This is a genomic window from Bifidobacterium callimiconis, assembly GCF_003952005.1.
GTDB lineage: Bacteria > Actinomycetota > Actinomycetes > Actinomycetales > Bifidobacteriaceae > Galliscardovia > Galliscardovia callimiconis.
This window is the reverse complement of sequence record NZ_QXGJ01000007.1, coordinates 23,822-40,282: the sequence shown is the minus strand read 5'-3', so window position 1 is coordinate 40,282 and position 16,461 is coordinate 23,822. Positions and strand designations below refer to the sequence as shown.

At 63.0% G+C, this 16,461-nt stretch carries 10 protein-coding genes; 2 read left to right on the top strand and 8 right to left on the bottom strand.

Annotated features, from left to right (window positions below):
* Positions 1 to 77: 77 nt before the first annotated feature.
* Positions 78 to 1,547 (bottom strand): MATE family efflux transporter, encoded by a 1,470-nt coding sequence (locus D2E23_RS07465; protein ID WP_126030334.1) that lies wholly within the window; start codon positions 1,545 to 1,547, stop codon positions 78 to 80.
* A 143-nt stretch (positions 1,548 to 1,690) separates the two neighbouring features.
* Between D2E23_RS07465 and D2E23_RS07460 the strand changes: the two genes are divergently transcribed.
* Positions 1,691 to 2,782, top strand: a complete 1,092-nt coding sequence (locus D2E23_RS07460; RefSeq protein ID WP_164520732.1) for a LacI family DNA-binding transcriptional regulator — start codon at positions 1,691 to 1,693, stop codon at positions 2,780 to 2,782.
* 277 nt (positions 2,783 to 3,059) lie between these two features.
* On the opposite strand, the gene D2E23_RS07455 is transcribed toward D2E23_RS07460, so the two are convergent.
* From D2E23_RS07455 to D2E23_RS07425, 7 genes are all read right to left on the bottom strand, one after another.
* Positions 3,060 to 4,187 carry an alpha/beta hydrolase gene (locus D2E23_RS07455; protein ID WP_126030332.1) on the bottom strand — a complete coding sequence of 376 codons (1,128 nt, stop codon included), beginning with the start codon at positions 4,185 to 4,187 and terminating at the stop codon, positions 3,060 to 3,062.
* Between the two features lie 69 nt (positions 4,188 to 4,256).
* Positions 4,257 to 5,531, bottom strand: coding sequence for an MFS transporter (locus D2E23_RS07450; protein ID WP_093960772.1), 1,275 nt, complete (start codon positions 5,529 to 5,531; stop codon positions 4,257 to 4,259).
* Between the two features lie 355 nt (positions 5,532 to 5,886).
* Positions 5,887 to 8,382: a glycoside hydrolase family 31 protein gene (locus D2E23_RS07445; protein ID WP_126030331.1), complete on the bottom strand. Its 2,496-nt coding sequence runs from the start codon at positions 8,380 to 8,382 to the stop codon at positions 5,887 to 5,889.
* A gap of 983 nt (positions 8,383 to 9,365) precedes the next feature.
* Positions 9,366 to 9,800 carry a hypothetical protein gene (locus D2E23_RS07440; protein ID WP_126030330.1) on the bottom strand — a complete coding sequence of 145 codons (435 nt, stop codon included), beginning with the start codon at positions 9,798 to 9,800 and terminating at the stop codon, positions 9,366 to 9,368.
* Positions 9,801 to 9,977: 177 nt separating this feature from the next.
* Complete coding sequence (locus D2E23_RS07435) at positions 9,978 to 11,525, bottom strand: MFS transporter (RefSeq protein WP_240541656.1); 1,548 nt, start codon at positions 11,523 to 11,525, stop codon at positions 9,978 to 9,980.
* Between the two features lie 331 nt (positions 11,526 to 11,856).
* Positions 11,857 to 12,519 carry a bifunctional 4-hydroxy-2-oxoglutarate aldolase/2-dehydro-3-deoxy-phosphogluconate aldolase gene (gene eda, locus D2E23_RS07430; RefSeq protein WP_126030329.1) on the bottom strand — a complete coding sequence of 221 codons (663 nt, stop codon included), beginning with the start codon at positions 12,517 to 12,519 and terminating at the stop codon, positions 11,857 to 11,859.
* A 62-nt stretch (positions 12,520 to 12,581) separates the two neighbouring features.
* Positions 12,582 to 13,565 carry a sugar kinase gene (locus D2E23_RS07425; protein WP_126030328.1) on the bottom strand — a complete coding sequence of 328 codons (984 nt, stop codon included), beginning with the start codon at positions 13,563 to 13,565 and terminating at the stop codon, positions 12,582 to 12,584.
* Between the two features lie 482 nt (positions 13,566 to 14,047).
* On the opposite strand from D2E23_RS07425, the gene D2E23_RS07420 reads away from it, so the two are divergent.
* Positions 14,048 to 16,444, top strand: coding sequence for a DUF6020 family protein (locus D2E23_RS07420; RefSeq protein ID WP_126030327.1), 2,397 nt, complete (start codon positions 14,048 to 14,050; stop codon positions 16,442 to 16,444).
* The last annotated feature ends 17 nt before the right edge of the window (positions 16,445 to 16,461 follow it).

The following is a 16,461-nucleotide window of genomic DNA, read 5'->3' as shown; positions in this document are numbered from 1 at the left end:
ATCATGCGGTTTTTGCGCCGCGTCCCAGTTCACGATTTTGAGGGGGTTTCATAGCGTGAACTGGCTATGCCCGGAAACTAGGCGAGGACGGCGAATTCGGGGTCGCGGTGCTTGCGGCGGATGATCACCGTGACCATCACCATGCAGTAGAGCAGCGCCAGACCCCAGGCCAGCGGATTCGAGTAGCAGACGGCCAAGTATCCGCCGCCGATGATCGTGATCCAGCCACCGAGCGAACGACCGATCAGCTCGCCCACGCCAGACACGATCGCATGCGTGCTGTAGCCCATGCCCTGCAACGTGTTGCGGAAGATCATCAGCGAGCCGTGGATGATGAAGAAGCAGCTCATGATGAACAGGTACTCCACCGCGCCGTCGAACACGGCCGCACTGGTGTCGCCGAGCACGAACCGGCACATCGGCGCCTTGAACAGGAAGATCACCACCCATACGATCACGCAGTACACGCCCTGAATGATCACGCCGTCGCGCAGACCGAGCTTGATGCGGTCGAGTCGGCGGGCGCCGTAGTTCTGTCCGGCGTACGTGGCCATCGCCATGCCGACGCTTTCCATCGGCAGCGTGAACATCTGTCGTATGCGCTCGCCGGCGGTCTGCGCGGTCACCATGGCGGCGCCGAGCGAGTTGATCGCATCCTGCATCACCACCGCGCCGATCGCCGACACCGAGTATTCGAATCCCATCGGCAGGCCAACGTAGCAGAGTCGTCCAATGTGATGGCCGGACCAGCCCATCTCGTCACGATGCACCTGGAAGATGTCGATCCTGGCGAACGCCCACCAGCAGTTGAGCACGGCCGACAGAGTCTGGCCGATCACGGTGGCGAGCGCGGAGCCGATCACGCCCATGCCGATCACGCCGATGAACGTGTAGTTGAGCACGATGTTGACCACGCATGCGACGAGCAGGAAGTAGAACGGGTGCTTGGAGTCGCCCACAGCGCGCAGCAGGGCGGCGGAATGGTTGTAGAGGATGGCCGTGGGGATGCCGAGGAAGATGACGACGATGTATTCGACGGCCATGTCGAGCAGTTCGGCGGGCGTGCCGATGAGTTCGAGCATGGGTCGGGCGAGCAGGACCATGGCGGCGGTGAACACGACCGAGAGGATCACGCCGAGCCAGGCGCCGTTCCACATGAAGCGTCGGAAGTCGCGCTCGTCCTTGGCGCCGAAGCTTTGCGCGGCGGGGATGGAGAAGCCGATGCACGCGCCCTGCACGAAGCCGAGGATGAGGAAGTTGAGCGGGTAGGTGACGCCGACCGCGCCCAGGGCGTCGTCGCCGATGAGTCGACCGACGATCACCGCGTCGGCGAAGCTGTACATCTGCTGGAACAGCGTGCCGAGCACGAGCGGGATGGAGAAGATGAGAATGCGCAGCAGCGGACTGCCGACGGTGAGATCGGTGGTGGAGTCGTCGTGCTTGGAGGGGCCGGTTGGCTGAGCGGGATCGATGGAATCGTCGCGTTTGACGGTGCCGACGGGTTCGGTGAGTTTGGCGGGGTCGTTCTGTTCTACCGGTTCGGACATGGTTCCCTCCCGCGCTGTCGTCTTCCTCATTGAATGGTACGACCGTACATGGCCTACAACAGCATATTGGCGCATGTGCCGACGAATCATCGTTCATTTTCCATGATTTTCCAATTCTGCGCCCATTGGTTACGATGTCGGGTATGGATAGCGAACACGATGGCGTGACAAACGATGGCGTGACGAACGACAACGCGAACAGCGACGTTGCGAATGCGAGCGGCGTTCAGGAGTCGAGAACCGCGACGATATGGGATGTGGCGGCCGCGGCCGGGGTCTCCCCCACCACGGTGTCGCGCGCGTTCCGGCAGCCGTCGCGCGTGAACGTGAAGACGCTGGGCCGCGTGCTTGAAACGGCGAAACGGCTGGGATACCGCAGCGAGTCGATCATCCCGCGCGAGGAGGAGCATCTGCGCGGACTGCTCGCACTGGTGGTGACCGATCTGGAGAATCCGGTGTCGGCGCAGTTCGCGCGCAGCATCCAGCGCGAGTGCGCGGAACGCAATTTCGGTCTCATGGTGTGCGACACGGAGGAGGACAAGGCGAGCGAGCTGGCGATCATCAAACGCACCATCCCGCATGTGGACGGCATCATTCTGAGCGCGTCGAGGCTGTCGGACGCCACGATCCGCAAGGTGGCGCAGGTGCGGCCGCTGGCCGTGATCAACCGCATCGTGGGCGGCGTGCAGTCGGTGTACGCGGACGACGGAGACAGCATCGCCGACGCGGTGCGCGAGCTCAAGCGGCTCGGCCATCAGCAGATCACGTATCTGCCCGGTCCGGACAGTTCATGGCAGAACGGACTGCGCGCGAACGCGATTCTCACCGCGTGCAAGCGCGAAGGGCTGAAATTCCGTCGTACGCCGTGCGCGTATCCGGTGGGAAAACGATCGGAGGAGGCGTTCGCCGCGTATCTGGCACGGCCGACCACGGCGGCGATCGCGTTCAACGACGACGTGGCGTACGCATTCATGCTGTTCCTGGAGGCGCATCGACTGCGCGTGCCGTGGCAGGTGTCGTTGGTCGGCATCGACGACACCCCGAAGTGCGAGATCTGCACGCCGAAGATGTCGAGCATTCGCGTGCCACGACGCGAGTTGGGTGCGGCGGCCGCGAACCGCATCATTGATCGGCTGCTGCACGTGTCGGACGGTGATCTGACGCCGATCCGCATGCGGTCCGAGTTCGTGCGGCGTGATTCGATCGCAGCGGCACCTGCGTCGGCGATGATGTAGGAGGGGTGGGAGTGCTGCGGATTTGTACACGCACCATTACGAACCCGCAGTGAGTAGCAGCCTTTACTGCGGGTTCGCACAAGGATCGATACGAACCCGCAGTGTGGAGTCTCTTTCGCTGCGGGTTTGTATATGCGTCATTACAAACCCGCAGCGGACGGTGGTGTTCACTGCGGGTTTGTGCGCATATCGATACGAACCCGCAGTATGAGACCGACGCTCCCCTCGGTCAGCCCTCTAGATCCCCTCAGAGAAGGGAGCCGGAAGGGGTGCTTGGCTAGCGCTTGTCGATGGCGGCGAGGGCGGCGGCGAGATCGTCGGCGTACCCGCTGTCGAACGGGGTGTTGGCGAGGATCTCGTGCATGGTGCGGGCGTCGCCGAGCGCGTAGAAGCCGGGCTTGCCCTGCGTGGTGGCCATGTGCAGCATGGCCGGGCCGATGCTGGCGGCCACGTCGAGGTAATGCTCGTCGAACCAGTCGAGGAACGGCTTCATCACGCCGGCCACCTGCTCGTTCTGACGCAGGTATCCAAACGTGCAGTCAAGCGAGAACGACGGCTCGTAGTCGGCACTCACGTGCGGCAGGCAGCGCGGCTCGGTCATGCCGTTCAATGTGAGCGTGCCGAAGATCTCACTCAGCCAGTCGATCGCGTCGTCGAGCCAGCGGCGGGCACGGCCGGACAGTTTGCTCACGTCGGTCACGCTCGGCGATGCGGAGCCGAATCCGTGCGGGCCGAACGCGTAGATGTGCGATTCGAAGGAGATGCCGTTGTCGGCGAGCGCCTCGATCATGCACACGAGATTGTTGACGGAGATGAGCGCGTCGTCGCGCGTGCCGAAGACGAAGCAGGGGCAGGTGGTGACGTCGACGGCGTCGACCACATCGGGTGCGGCGGGATCGCAGCCGCGGATGGAGGATGCGAGCAGCGCCGGGTAGCCGAGGATGGCGGCGTTGGGGCGGGTCGCGGGGCTGGACATGGTGGCCGCGCAGCCGGCGAGGTGGCCGCCGGCGGAGAAGCCGCACACGGCGATGCGGTCGGGGATGATGCCCCAGTCGTCGGCGTGCGCGCGGATGAGTGACATGGCCTGTTCGTAGTCGTCGAGCTGGTTGGGCCAGCCGGCGTGTTCGGCGACGGAGTAGCGCAGCACGAACGCGTGGTAGCCGGCGCGCATGAAGGCGAGGGCGACGGGCTCGGCCTCGGGTTCGGCGCAGTACTGGTAGCCGCCGCCGGGGATGACGATCACGGCGGGTCGGCGGTCGATGCGGAACTGGCCTCCCACGCCCTGCAGGTAGGCGGACAGCGTGACGTTGCGGTCCTCGTTGAGCGTGATGGTCTGGGATTGCAGATGCGTCTGCGGGGTCGGTGAAGACGGAGTCTGCGACGCGGTTGGATTCTGCTGGTTCATGTTCGCTCCTTTCCCTGAAAACGACGATGGCTTCCCTCGGTTGGAGGGAAGCCATGCGCATGGTGTTGACTAGCGGACCTTCTTGATGAGGAGCACCGAGATGATCGAGAGTACGCTCATCGCGATGGCGATCGGGAAGATGTAGTCGTAGGTGCCGGTGGCGGTCACGATGGCGGAGGTGAGCGCCATGCCCGCGGACTGGCCGGCGGTGGTGGCCGCGTTGATGAAGCCGAGGTCCTTGCCGGCGTTCTCCTTGCTGGGCAGCACGTCCACGTTCAGCGCCTGGTCGATCGACATGAAGATGCCCTGGCCGAGTGCCACGAACACGGCGGCGCAGTAGATGCCGGTGATGTTCGGCATGATGATCGGGGCGGCGAAGCCGATCATGGCGAGGCAGGCGGAGAGCACGACCATGGGCTTGCGGCGGTGGATGCGGTCGGACAGCGGACCGACGATCATGGCCACGATCGAGGCGATCATCTGGAAGATGGCGATCATGGAGACGACCTTGGCGGCGGCGTTCTTCTCGAGGCCGATGTAGTCCTGGCAGATGTACAGCCAGTAGCCGGCGAGCATCTGGATGGCCAGCAGCAGGAAGGTACGGCAGCAGAACGCCTTCCAGAAGTCGGACGCGCCCTTGACCGGCGGGGTGAAGGAGTAGACGACGTGCTTCCAGACGCTGCCTTCCTTGAGTTCGGTCTTCTCGTTCTTGTTGCCCGGCTCACGCGGGATGATGAGCAGGAACAGCATGGCGGACACGAACATGCAGATTGCGGCGATGGTGAAGCCGAAGCGCACGGAGTTGACGAAGTAGGAGCCGACGAACGCGCCGATGGCCAGGCCCAGCGTGTTGCCGAAGCCGATGGCGGACGAGATGGTGCCGCGGTACTGTTCGGGCACGCGGTCGGACACGGTGGAGTAGATCGGCGAGTTCATCATGTTGAAGCCGATCTTGCTCAGCCACAGCACGAGCGTCAGGCCGGCGATGATGCCGATGTTGCCCATGAGGAAGTAGAAGCCGAGCGAGAACCAGGCGCCCCAGAACAGCCACGGGGTGCGCTTGCCGAACTTCGACTTGGTCAGATCGGACAGCGCGCCGACGATGATGTTCGCCACGAGGGCGACGATCGAGCCGACGGCGGTCATGGTGCCGAGCACGGCGGTCGGGTTTTCGGCGCCCAAGTCCTTGATGCGCTGCGGCAGCAGCACCTGGCTGACCATGGCGAAGCCGATGGACATGATGATCCAGAAGGCCAGGTAGCCGGCCATCCAACGCACGAGGTTGAACTTGGGCTCGGCGGCCTTCGAGTCCTGCTGGACTCCTACGGTGGTTTGCGTAGTCATTACTCTCTCCTAAATGTATGACTGCATTTTCTGGCCCGGCGGGCGGCGTTCTTGGCGGTTCTGCCGCCCGACCGGGTCACATATTCTGATGAGCGTGCGGGTGCGGTGTGGCGCGGATTGCGATGTTGACTGCGACGCGGAGGATGCGATCCCTACCTCAGTCGCGCTGCGCGCGCCAGCTCCCTCCCTTGGAGGGAGCACAACGCCCGACATCTTCGTTCTCCCTCCAGGGGAGGGAGATGTCACGACGAAAGTCGTGACAGAGGGAGGGATCCCACTACGACAGAAATCACAATCCCCACAGCGGGATCGAAGTCCGCTCCGACGAGGACCCCGACCCCTCCATCCGATCCGCTCAGATCGAGACCAGATCCTTGGCCTTGAAGACCAGGCTGGCGCGGTAGTCGCCGTTCGGGTTGGCGTAGCGGACCAGCGCCTTGCGGGTCTGTCCGTCGAAGAACCAGCCTTCGTCGGCGGCGAGGAACTTGTCGTAGTTGAGGAAGCGCGGGATCGTACGTCCGGCCACTTCGGCGCTCAGCGGGGCGATGCGGCGGCACAGCACCTCGAGTTCCATGGTCTTCACGCGGGTCTCGAACGCGCCCTCGCGGGCGAAGTCGATGTCCACGCCGTCGGCGGACGGGTTCACGGTGACCGTGGTGTTCAGGTAGTCGCCATGCTCGTAGGCGCGGGTCACGCCGTCGTCCTCGTACAGGCCGAACTCGGTCTTCTCACCCGGCTCGACCAGCAGGGTCAGGTGGTCAATCGTCTGGTTGTGCAGGTTGGTCAGTCCCGGGCACTGCGGCACGATCGAACCGGCGCGCAGGAACATCGGGATGCTGGCGAGCGTCACCGGCACGGTGATCGTCTGGCCGCCGGCGAGCCACTGGCGGGTCTCGAAGTCATACCAGTCGGTGCCGGCCGGCAGGTACACGTCGATGGACTCGGCGCCCTTGTCAAGCACGTTGGCCACGAGCAGCGAGGAGCCGATCATGAACTCGAAGCTCTCGTTCCACGTGTTCGGATCGTCCTGGAACTCGTAGACGAGCGGACGCATGATCGGCGCGCCGGTGACGGACGCCTCATGCAGCAGCGAGTAGTAGTACGGCGCCAACTGGTAGCGCAGACGGATCGCGTCGGCGATGTAGTGCGTGTACTCGGGGTACATCCACGGCTCGGTCACCGTGTTGTCGGTGTTGCACGAGTGGATGGAGAAGCGCGGCTGGAACACGCCGTTCTGCACCCAGCGCACGAACAGTTCCGGCTCGGGCGCGTGGCCGTCGAATCCACCGATGTCGGCGCCCTGATTGGCCACGCCGGACAGACCCATGCCGAGGATGGTCGGCACGTTGTACTTGAGGTTGGTCCACGTGGTGCCGTTGTCACCGCACCAGGTCTGCGCGTAGCGCTGGATGCCCGCGTAGCCGGCACGGTTGGTCACGTACGGACGCACGTCGGCGTCGAACGCCTCGATCGCGGTGTGCGCGGTCTTGGCCATGAGCGTGCTCATGAGCGGCTTCATCTCGCCGATCGGACGCTTGAGACCCTCGGCCTCGGTGATGGCGTCGTTGTCGGCGATCTCGTACTCGTTGTTGTCGTTCCAGATCCAGCGGATGCCGTTATCGAGCAGCTGCTTGGTCATGTGCTCGCTCCACTTGGCACGGCCGGCCGGGCTGGTGAAGTCGACGAAATGCGCGGGGCCGCCCCAGTAGCGATCCACCTGCGAGGCGGAATCGTCGGCGGTGCGCACGTAGGCGCGCGCCTCTTCGAACTCGTCGGTCAGGTAATGCGTGTTGAGCATGCCGGGCTTGATGTTCGGCGACACCTGCACGCCCTTCTCCTCGAGCGCCTCGACGAAGCCGGACGGGCTCGGGAAACGATCGTAGTTCCAGTTGTACACGTAGCGCTTGCCGTCCTCGCCCGACGTGTAGCCGGACGACAGGAAGAAGCCGTCGACGGGGATGCCGTACTTGGCGCACGTGTCGACGAAGTCCTCGATAGCCTTGTCGCAGTCCTTGTCGAGCTCGGTGTAGAACATGGTGGATCCCATGTAGCCGAGGGAGCTGAGCGGCATCATCGCGGTCTTGCCGGTCAGGTCGGTGTAGTGCTCCACCACGTCCTTGATGGTCGGGCCGCCGATGAAGTACAGGTCGATGTCGCCGGCCTCGGCCTGGAAGTAGCTGTAGCGCAGCCAGTAGTTGGAGTGCTCGCAGTCCATGTCGAACACGGAGTCGGCGGAGTTGTTGTAGAACAGGCCGTGGGTGAGCTTCCGTTCGGCGTCGAAGTTGATGTAGAACGGGATCATCTTGTACAGCGGGTCCGACTTGGAGGCGTCCCAGCCGAGCGAATCGGTGTTGTGCATGCGCATGCGACGGCGGATCTTGTTGAGCTCGCCGCTCTTCTCGCCGAAGCCGTAGAAGTAGTTGTGGTCGCCCATCTTCACGTAGTGGGTGGGGCGGCCGAGGCTGTCCTCCATGAAGGAGCGGCCGGGCAGGTCGGAGTGCAGCACGTTGCCGGCCTCGTCCACGATCTCGAATGCGAACGGGTCGGTGTGGATGCGCAGCGTGTATTTGCCGGTGGACGCGGCGTGCACGCCCGGTTCGGGCTCGGTCAGCTCGATGGCGATGGGCTCCACGCGGGTGCGCTCGCCGGCCATGAGCTCGTCGGAGGCGTCGGCCCACGCGGTCTTGACGAGCGCGTAGTTGAGCTCCTCGGGGAACTCGTCCTTGAACGTGCTGCGGATGCGGATGATGTTCTCGTCGATCAGATACACCTGGAATTTGGCGCCGTTGGTGGTCACGTCGAGGTGATCGCCATGGTTCTCCAGACCGGTGAGCAGGGTGCTGATTTTCACTACGGCTCCTTTGCTTGGCTGCTTGTCGCGTGCGATGACGATGCGTCGTCGTTCGTTATCGTTCGCGGTTGTTGATGGCGCGGCCAGGATGCCTGATGCGATGTCGTTGTCGCGGTGGGCATGACCACGTGATGGTTCCAGTCTGCGGCGACGCCGGTTTTGTCGGACTTCATTTTCCGCCGTTTTCCATTTTTTGAAGCTGTTTTTTGTGAAGCGGATCACAACGTTGTGTCCCGATTCGCAAAATCAAGTGTTGCCAACAGTTTCACGGTCACTATAGCGCCACCTATCCCCCATATTTTCCACCGTTTTCCAAAATTGAGGACGGATTTGCACCCGACGCCGAACATGAAAAACCCGTCCGGCGGAAGGAAAAGCCGGACGGGTTTATGGCACACACATCACGGAACCGATCAAAACCGCGAAGTCCTGTTTGTTGTTGTCGAACGTCAATCATTCGAGTGGAGTCGCCCGGACGAAGGATATTCTGACCGGCACGGTCGGAGGTGATTAGGCTACGAGAGGCGACTTGCGGTCGGCACAGACCGCTTGCTGCATTGCCGGATATTGATATCTTCCCCGATGAGCGGGTGTTTTGGCAACGATTTGCCATCATTTGACGTGGTTTGGCAATAATCCCAGCGCACTCTTTGCGGGGAGGTCCGTTCCGTGAACTGGAGGCCATGTTCGTTTTTTCATGAGAATCGTTGGAAATAAGCCGTTTTAGGCGAGTGCGATTGTGTTGGATGTTGTGATTTTTGGCGCACTCTTTGTGGGAGTGGATGAAGAGTGAGCTGGGATGCGCCGGGAGCCCTCCCTCAGACCGGCTTCGCCGGCCAGCTCCCTCCCCAAGAGGGAGCACGGAGAGGGGTGCCTGGGAGCATAGAGGGGAAAATGAAAAGGCCCTGTGACGGGATCGGGAGGACGCCGTCACAGGGCCGCTATGGATAGAAGACGTGGGGAGCGCAAGCCCCTACCACTCGCTACTTGGCGAGCTTGGAGAAGTCGGCGAAGAGCTCGTCGTAGATCTGGCCCCAGGAGCGCTTGCCCTGGATGTACTTGACGGTCATCGAGTCGGTGAAGGAGTCGAAGAAGCCCTTGATCTCGGCCTTGGCCTCGTCGGAGGCGGACAGCTCGTCCACCTTGGCCTTGATGCCGGCGTTGGCCTGGGCGCAGCGCAGGGCCTCCCACTCGCCGTAGGTCATGGACTTGAACTTGCCGTCGAGACCCTCGTTGAGCACGAAGGTGTTTGCCTCGGTCAGCGCGGCCAGAGTCGGCTCGATCTGGTCGGCGGGCGTGGCGAAGTCGAGCTGGCCGGCCTGGTCAAGCCCGCTGAACGTCACCTTGCCGTCGTTGATCTCGGCCTGGATGAACACCATCTTGTCGATCTTCTCGTTGTACAGAATGATCTGCGCCATTGCATTGCCTCTTTCGGATTGACGGGATCGATTGTTCCCGATTGGTTTTCTATTTGGTCGGTATTCAGTTGTGTATTCAGTTATTTGACTATTCGGTTATGGAGTGTTCGGCTATGGAATGCATATGAAAGGAGCCGCGAACGACTGCTGCCATTCGCGGCTCATGTCTCGCGGGCGTCAGACCTGTTCGATCGGACGGCCGTTCTTGTCGAGGGCCGGCCACAGCTTCTCGTACGGGTGACCGGTGAGCTCCTCGGCCACCTTGCGGGCCTCGTCGCTGACGTCCTTCTTGTCGCCGCCCTGCTCAAGGCGCTCGATCTCGGCCTTGAGCACGCCGTGGGTCTCGCGATCCAAGTAGATGTGGCGGCTCAGCCACAGGGCCCAGGCGATCAGGATGCAGGTGCCGAGGAAGAACACGAGCACGATGCCCACCTGCACGTTGTGCGGCGTGGTGTCGAAGCTCTTCATGGTGTCGGCCTTGTAGCCGGTGAACTCGAGCAGGATGCCGGCAACCCACGTGGCGATGGCGCCGGTGGACTTACGGCAGAAGGTCATCACGGAGGCGTACAGGCCGGCGCGGTCGCCGCGGGTCATGATGTAGTCCACGTCGGGCATGAACGGGAACAGGTTCCACGGGGTGAACTCAAGGGTTGCACGACCGCACTGGTAGATGATCGACACGATCAGGAAGATCCAGAACGGGTTGTGGATGCCCATGGCCCACACGGCCACGTACGCGACCATGGCGATCAGGATGGAGATGTAGCTCAGGCGGAACAGGAACCTCGGGCCGTGGGAGATCATCAGCTTGGCGCAGTAGATGGTCATCGGGATGCCGAGGATGGACATGGCCTGGAAGGTCCACGGCCAGGAGTCGCCGGCGCCGGAGATGCAGCAGGCGATGAACGTCGGCAGCAGGGTGGAGTAGAAGTCCTTGCCGGTGAAGCTCAGCAGGTACACGGCCAGGTGCGTACGGAACGCCTGGTTCTTGAAGGTGTCGGCGTAGCCCTTGAGCGATTCCTTGAGCACCTCGCCCACGGACTGCTTCGGACGGGAATCGAGCTCCTTGATGAAGTCCTCGGTGAGCGGACGCTCCCAGGTGAACGCGGTGGAGATGAAGATGGCGATCACGAACAGCACGGTCCAGGCGATGCCGGCGATCAGGTAGGCGTTCGGGTTGTTGGCCTGCTTCAGCGCGGCCAGGATCAGGAACACGAGGGCGGTACCGGTGGCGGAGATCACCATGCGGGAGCCGGAGAGCGTGGTGCGCTGCTTGTAGTCACGGGTCATCTCGGTGGGCAGGCACTCCCACGGCACGATCATCATTGCGATGATGATCTCCATGGCCACGTAGACCACGAGGTAGTAGACCCAGCTGGTGGAGCTGATCCAGAACAGCGGGAACACGCAGGCGAAGAGCACCAGGCCGAGCGCCATGAAGAAGTGGCGGCGGCCGAACTTCTGGCCGAGCTTGGTCTTGTAGAAGTTATCGGTGATCAGACCGAGGAACAGGTTCCAGATACAGTCGACGATACGACCGGCCGCGGCGATGGAACCGGCGATGGCGGGGTTGAAGCCCTGCGCCAAGGTGAGGTATGCGAAGATGACGCCGGAGACGATGTTGTTCCAGCCGCCACCCATCAGGTCGAGCATACCGTATTCGATGCCACGACCAATGGTGATGCTGTGGGCCTTGTAGGGCCACTTTGCGCTATTGGAGGCCAATGTTGTTTCCTTCCTCGACACGATCCACGTGGACCGCATCGGCTCCGATGACATGAAACCCATTTTTCATGCCATACGTGCATGCAACCGATGCGTCTACTGCCAGGTGCGACGCATCGATTCCCCCGAACGGATCCGGCCACGCTGCCAGTGCATGATCGATTCCGTTCGCTTTTGTTCGATAAAAGAACCACACCTATTGTGGGTGCGTTGCCATGTTCATGACCGCCGGTTGCCATGATTTGCCCACATACGACGGATGCCCGCCCCACGGCCATGGCGAACCATGACGTGGAACGGGCATCCGTTGCGTTCGAAAACAGGGGAAGGATCAGGCCTTGGCGCCGCGGACCTTCTCGACCAGCGCGCGGGCGTCCTTGCAGGCCTGGGCGATGGCATCCCAGTCGTGGGCCTTCTGCGCGGCGGACGGCACCGGGAAGGAGCCACCGATGGCGAACACGTTGTTCAGGGAGAGGTACTCTTCGGCGTTCTTCAGGCTCACGCCGCCGGTGGGCAGGAACTTCATCTCGGCGAACGGGCCGTTGAGGGCCTTCAGGGTCTTCACGCCGCCGTAGGCCTCGGCCGGGAAGAACTTGACGTAGCGCAGACCGCGCTGGTAGGCGTCGTCCACGTCGGACGGCACGGCGCAGCCGGGGAGGATCAGGATGTCGTTCTCGAGGGCGTAATCCACCACGGACTTGGTGAAGGCCGGGGTGACCAGACCCTTGCAGCCAGCCTCGACGGAGGCCTTGGCCTGCTCGACGGTGTGCACGGTGCCGGCCACCAGGGTGACGCCGGGGACCTCGTCGCGGATCTTCTTCATGCCTTCGATGGCGTACGGGGAACGGAAGGTGACCTCGGCCACCGGAACGCCGCCCTCCTCAAGGGCCTTGGCCAGCGGCACGGCCTCCTCGACGCTGTGGAGGGTGACCAGCGGCACCACGCCCAGCTCGGAAAGGTAGGCCAGCTGCTCTTCGTTGGTCTTATCTGCCATAGTGTTTACTCCTTTGAGTTGTTACCAACAGGTTGAATTGCCGAATGCCCAACTTCGCGCAGTCACTCCGCGCGACGGTGGGATTCCTTGAACGCCTTGAGCTCCTCCGGGGTGGGCAAGCCCTCGTTGTCGGAGACGAACTGGGTCTGGATGGCGCCGAGCGCGCAGCCACGCTCCAGGGCCTCGTCCACGGTCAGGCCGTCCATGAGCGCGGAGATCGTGCCGGCGGCGAAGCCGTCGCCGCAGCCGACCGTGTCCACGACCTTGTCCACGACGAAGCCGTGCACGTAGGTGGAGTCCTTGCCGTCGGTGGCGTACGCGCCGGCGGGGCCGTCCTTGACCACGACGAGCTTGGCGCCGTTGTCGATGAACGCCTGGGCGGTGCTTTCCAGATCGTCGGCGCCGAACAGCTCACGGCCTTCGCCCACGCCGGGCAGGATCAGGTCGGCCTGGGAGGCGAGCTCGACGAGCGTCTTGCGCATCAGATCAAGGCTCGGCCAGATGGCCGGACGCAGGTTCGGGTCGAACGACACGTAGGCGCCGTGCTCGCGGGCCTTGACGATCAGCTCCTTGGCGGCGGCCAGCGTGGTCTCGCTCAGCGGGGGCAGGATGCCGGTGATGTGCACCAGCGAAATGTCGGAGAAATCGACCGCGTCCACGTCGGCGGGCGACAGGGTGGAGGCGGCGGAACCCTTGCGGAAGTAGGCGGTCTTCGGATCGCCCTTGCTCACCTTGGACTTGAGCATGAATCCGGTGGGATGCGTGTTGTCGATCGTCACCAGCGAGGTGTCGATGCTGTTGCGCTTCATGAAGTTGAGGATGCGACCGCCGAACGGATCCTCAGCCAGCTTGGTCATGTACACCGGCTTCTGCCCCATGCGGGACAGACCCACGGCCACGTTCAGTTCGGCACCGGCGACCGAGGCGCCGAACGTCTCGACCTCGGCCATGTCGCCTTCCTGCTCGGCGGTGAACAGCGCCATCGCCTCACCGACCAGCAGCACCTTGCCCGGCTTGATATCCACGGTTGATGCACCCAACGTCATAGAAATCCCTTTGTTCAAACGTATTCGTCGTTTCGGCGAGGTTCGGACCTTGAACCCGGCCACTACACATCATAGTAGAGGCACGCTGGCGGACGCCGGCAACGTTGACAGCATTTGCCGTTCCTGTGGGGGATGTCACATTTGAAAGCGGTTTCATAGAGTCGTCTCAAAGACCGGCGGTTCACAAAACGCAGATACCCCGCATACCTCCGCAAGATTCCATCGCCGCTCGATCGTATCTTCGATTTGTGAACCGTCCTTGCCCGCACGCCGACCACCACGCAAGATAAATCAAACTTTTCCGAACATTTCTCGAGGGTTTTAGGACAATTCCGAATAGAAAAGAATCAATTCCCACAAATGCGGGAATCGGGGAGGAGAGATCGGTTCACAAAACGCGGATACCGAAAAAATCCCCCGTGATTTCAACACCGGAGATGACGCATCGTCGTTTTGTGAACCGCGGAGTAGCATGAATCGCCATGGCACCCACATCACGAACGACCGCGGACCACGGCGAACCGACCCTTCTCATGCATCCAGGCCCCCATCGCCCCGCATTCGTCTCGTTCATCGCACTCATCGCCAGCCTCCTATCCTGTTTCTCACTGACGGCCTCGTATTCCAACGCCCGCGCGTTCCGCGACCTACCGACCGCTCTCACGAACATCGCCACGCAGATGAGCACGACGAGCAGCGCCGCGGGACTGGCCCTGTTCGCCGTAGTGTTCGTGATCGAGCTTCTCGGCTGGTGCCTGTTCATGGGAACAGGCAGATCAGCCGCCATCAGCGCCGCACCCATCGACGCCCCAGCAAGCGGAAACCCGACGAACCGCATCACGTCGAATTTCCTCCGCGTCCCCCTCCCCCAACCAAGCCGCGCCATCCGCACATGGGCCATGACCACCGGACTGGCGTTCGCGCTTTCGCTCACCATCCCCGCCCACTACGACGCCGGCCGCCACGCTCCCCCGCAGGCCACACCCACACTCCCCTACGTGGCACCGCAATACCGGACCATCTGGTTCCACCTATTCATGCTGTTGCGATACGCGGGATTCGCCCTGCTCGCCATCGCCGCCATGACGCTGCTGCTCACCTGGGCCACAAACGCCATGGCACGTTCAGCCGCAACAACACACGCTCCGGTCAACCCGGCAAGCCCAGCCGGCACAGCCAACCCGGCACATCCAGACACAACCGACCCAGCCGGCACAACCGGCCCCTCGGTCGCCCAAATCGCCCGAAACGCCTCGAGCATCCCGCCCCGGCACCACGTTCTTCCCGGCCTGTTCCAGCGCCTCTCCGCCCGCAACATCGCCGTCACGACCGCTCTGATCGCCGTCTGCTGGCTGCCGTGGATGATCCTGCTGTGGCCGGTGAACATCGCCGCCGACACCATCGCCCAGATCATGTGGGTGCGCTCCGGCTACGTGTGGGATCCGTCGTCGCGCGCGGTGGACCTCGGCTCCACCATGAACGACCAGCACCCATGGCTCGACACCGTGATCTACGGCTTCTTCGACCGCCTCGGCCTGACCATGGGCAGCGAGCGCTGGGGCCTGTATCTGCTGGCCGCGCTGCAGACGCTTGCCATCGCCGCCGCGCTCGCGGTGGTGCTCACATATCTGGGCGGCGTGCTGCGCGTGCCATGGCAGTATTGCACCGCGGCGCTCGCGTTCGTGGGGCTCACGCCGCTCTTCGGCCGCACGGCCATGGCGATCGTCAAGGACACCACCTCGATGCCGTTCTTCCTGCTGCTTATGGTGCTCATGATCGAGTACGTGCGCCGGGTACGCGCCGGGAAGCGGCTGGGTCCGTGGCTGATCGTCGGCATCGTGGTGCTGGCGGTGGTGTGTGCGGAGACGCGCAAGATCGCGATGGAGATCATCGCCGCGTCGTTCATCGTGTTCGCCGTGGCGTTGCGCGGCCGTCGGCTGCTCTCGTTGTCGCTGGCCGTGACGCCGGTCGTTCTGGTGAGCGTGATCACGGCGATCGTGTTCCCGCTGCTGCATGTGGCACCGGGCGGACGTCAGGAGATGATCAGTATTCCGTTGCAGCAGACGTTGTATGTCGTGGCGAAGTATGACGGCTATCCGTCGGGCATGAAGCCGGGGGATGCCGACGGGACCACAACGACCGACGCTGGCGCCGGCCCGCTGCTGTCGTCCGCCGACCGGGCCACGGTCGACGCGGTGAACGTCTGCACCACGAGTCAGCTGCGCCGCTATCTGCTGATCGAACCGCAGCGCAACCGGGAGATCGGCAGCGCCGACACGATCAAGGACCGCTGCTACAACCGCAACGCCACGAGCGGTGACGCGGCGCGCTTCCTGCTGTTGTGGGCGCGGCTCGGCGTCACGCATATCGGCGATTATCTGCATGCCGTGCCGTGGCTGCGCGATCCGTTCACGATGAGTTCGTACTACGACGAGGGCTGGTATGTGCGTTGGGGTTGGGAGAGCGAGCATCCGCAGCGCGTGATTCTGCCGGAGTATCGCAGCACCGACCAGGGCGCGCAGAAGTCGCTGCCGCAGCGGTACGGCGCGGCGATCTACAAGACGCTGGCGCACATGCCCGGCGTATCGTTCCTGATGAGCGAGGCCACGTATGTGGTGTTCGTGCCGTTGACCGCGCTGGCGTTGTGCTGTCTGGCGGGGGCTGCCCGACGGCGCAATCTGGTGCTGTTCACGCCGTGGGCGCTGACCATTCTTACGCTGATGCTGCTGCCCGGTCATCAGACGCGGTATACGTGGACGCTGGCGTTCGGCGCGGTGATCATCGCCGCGATTCCGCTGATGCGGCTCGACGATGTCATGCCGCCGCATAGCACAACGCAACGCAATAACACAACGCAACGCAATGACGACACAGCGTGAGGAGAAACCGGTTAACA

Excerpts from the sequence above, each read along its gene's own strand:
- D2E23_RS07425 (WP_126030328.1), bottom strand. The coding sequence starts at position 13,565 with ATGACGTTGGGTGCATCAACCGTGGATATCAAGCCGGGCAAGGTGCTG.
- D2E23_RS07455 (WP_126030332.1), bottom strand. The coding sequence starts at position 4,187 with ATGAACCAGCAGAATCCAACCGCGTCGCAGACTCCGTCTTCACCGACC.
- D2E23_RS07450 (WP_093960772.1), bottom strand. The coding sequence starts at position 5,531 with ATGACTACGCAAACCACCGTAGGAGTCCAGCAGGACTCGAAGGCCGCC.
- D2E23_RS07460 (WP_164520732.1), top strand. The coding sequence starts at position 1,691 with ATGGATAGCGAACACGATGGCGTGACAAACGATGGCGTGACGAACGAC.
- D2E23_RS07440 (WP_126030330.1), bottom strand. The coding sequence starts at position 9,800 with ATGGCGCAGATCATTCTGTACAACGAGAAGATCGACAAGATGGTGTTC.
- eda (WP_126030329.1), bottom strand. The coding sequence starts at position 12,519 with ATGGCAGATAAGACCAACGAAGAGCAGCTGGCCTACCTTTCCGAGCTG.
- D2E23_RS07420 (WP_126030327.1), top strand. The coding sequence starts at position 14,048 with ATGGCACCCACATCACGAACGACCGCGGACCACGGCGAACCGACCCTT.
- D2E23_RS07465 (WP_126030334.1), bottom strand. The coding sequence starts at position 1,547 with ATGTCCGAACCGGTAGAACAGAACGACCCCGCCAAACTCACCGAACCC.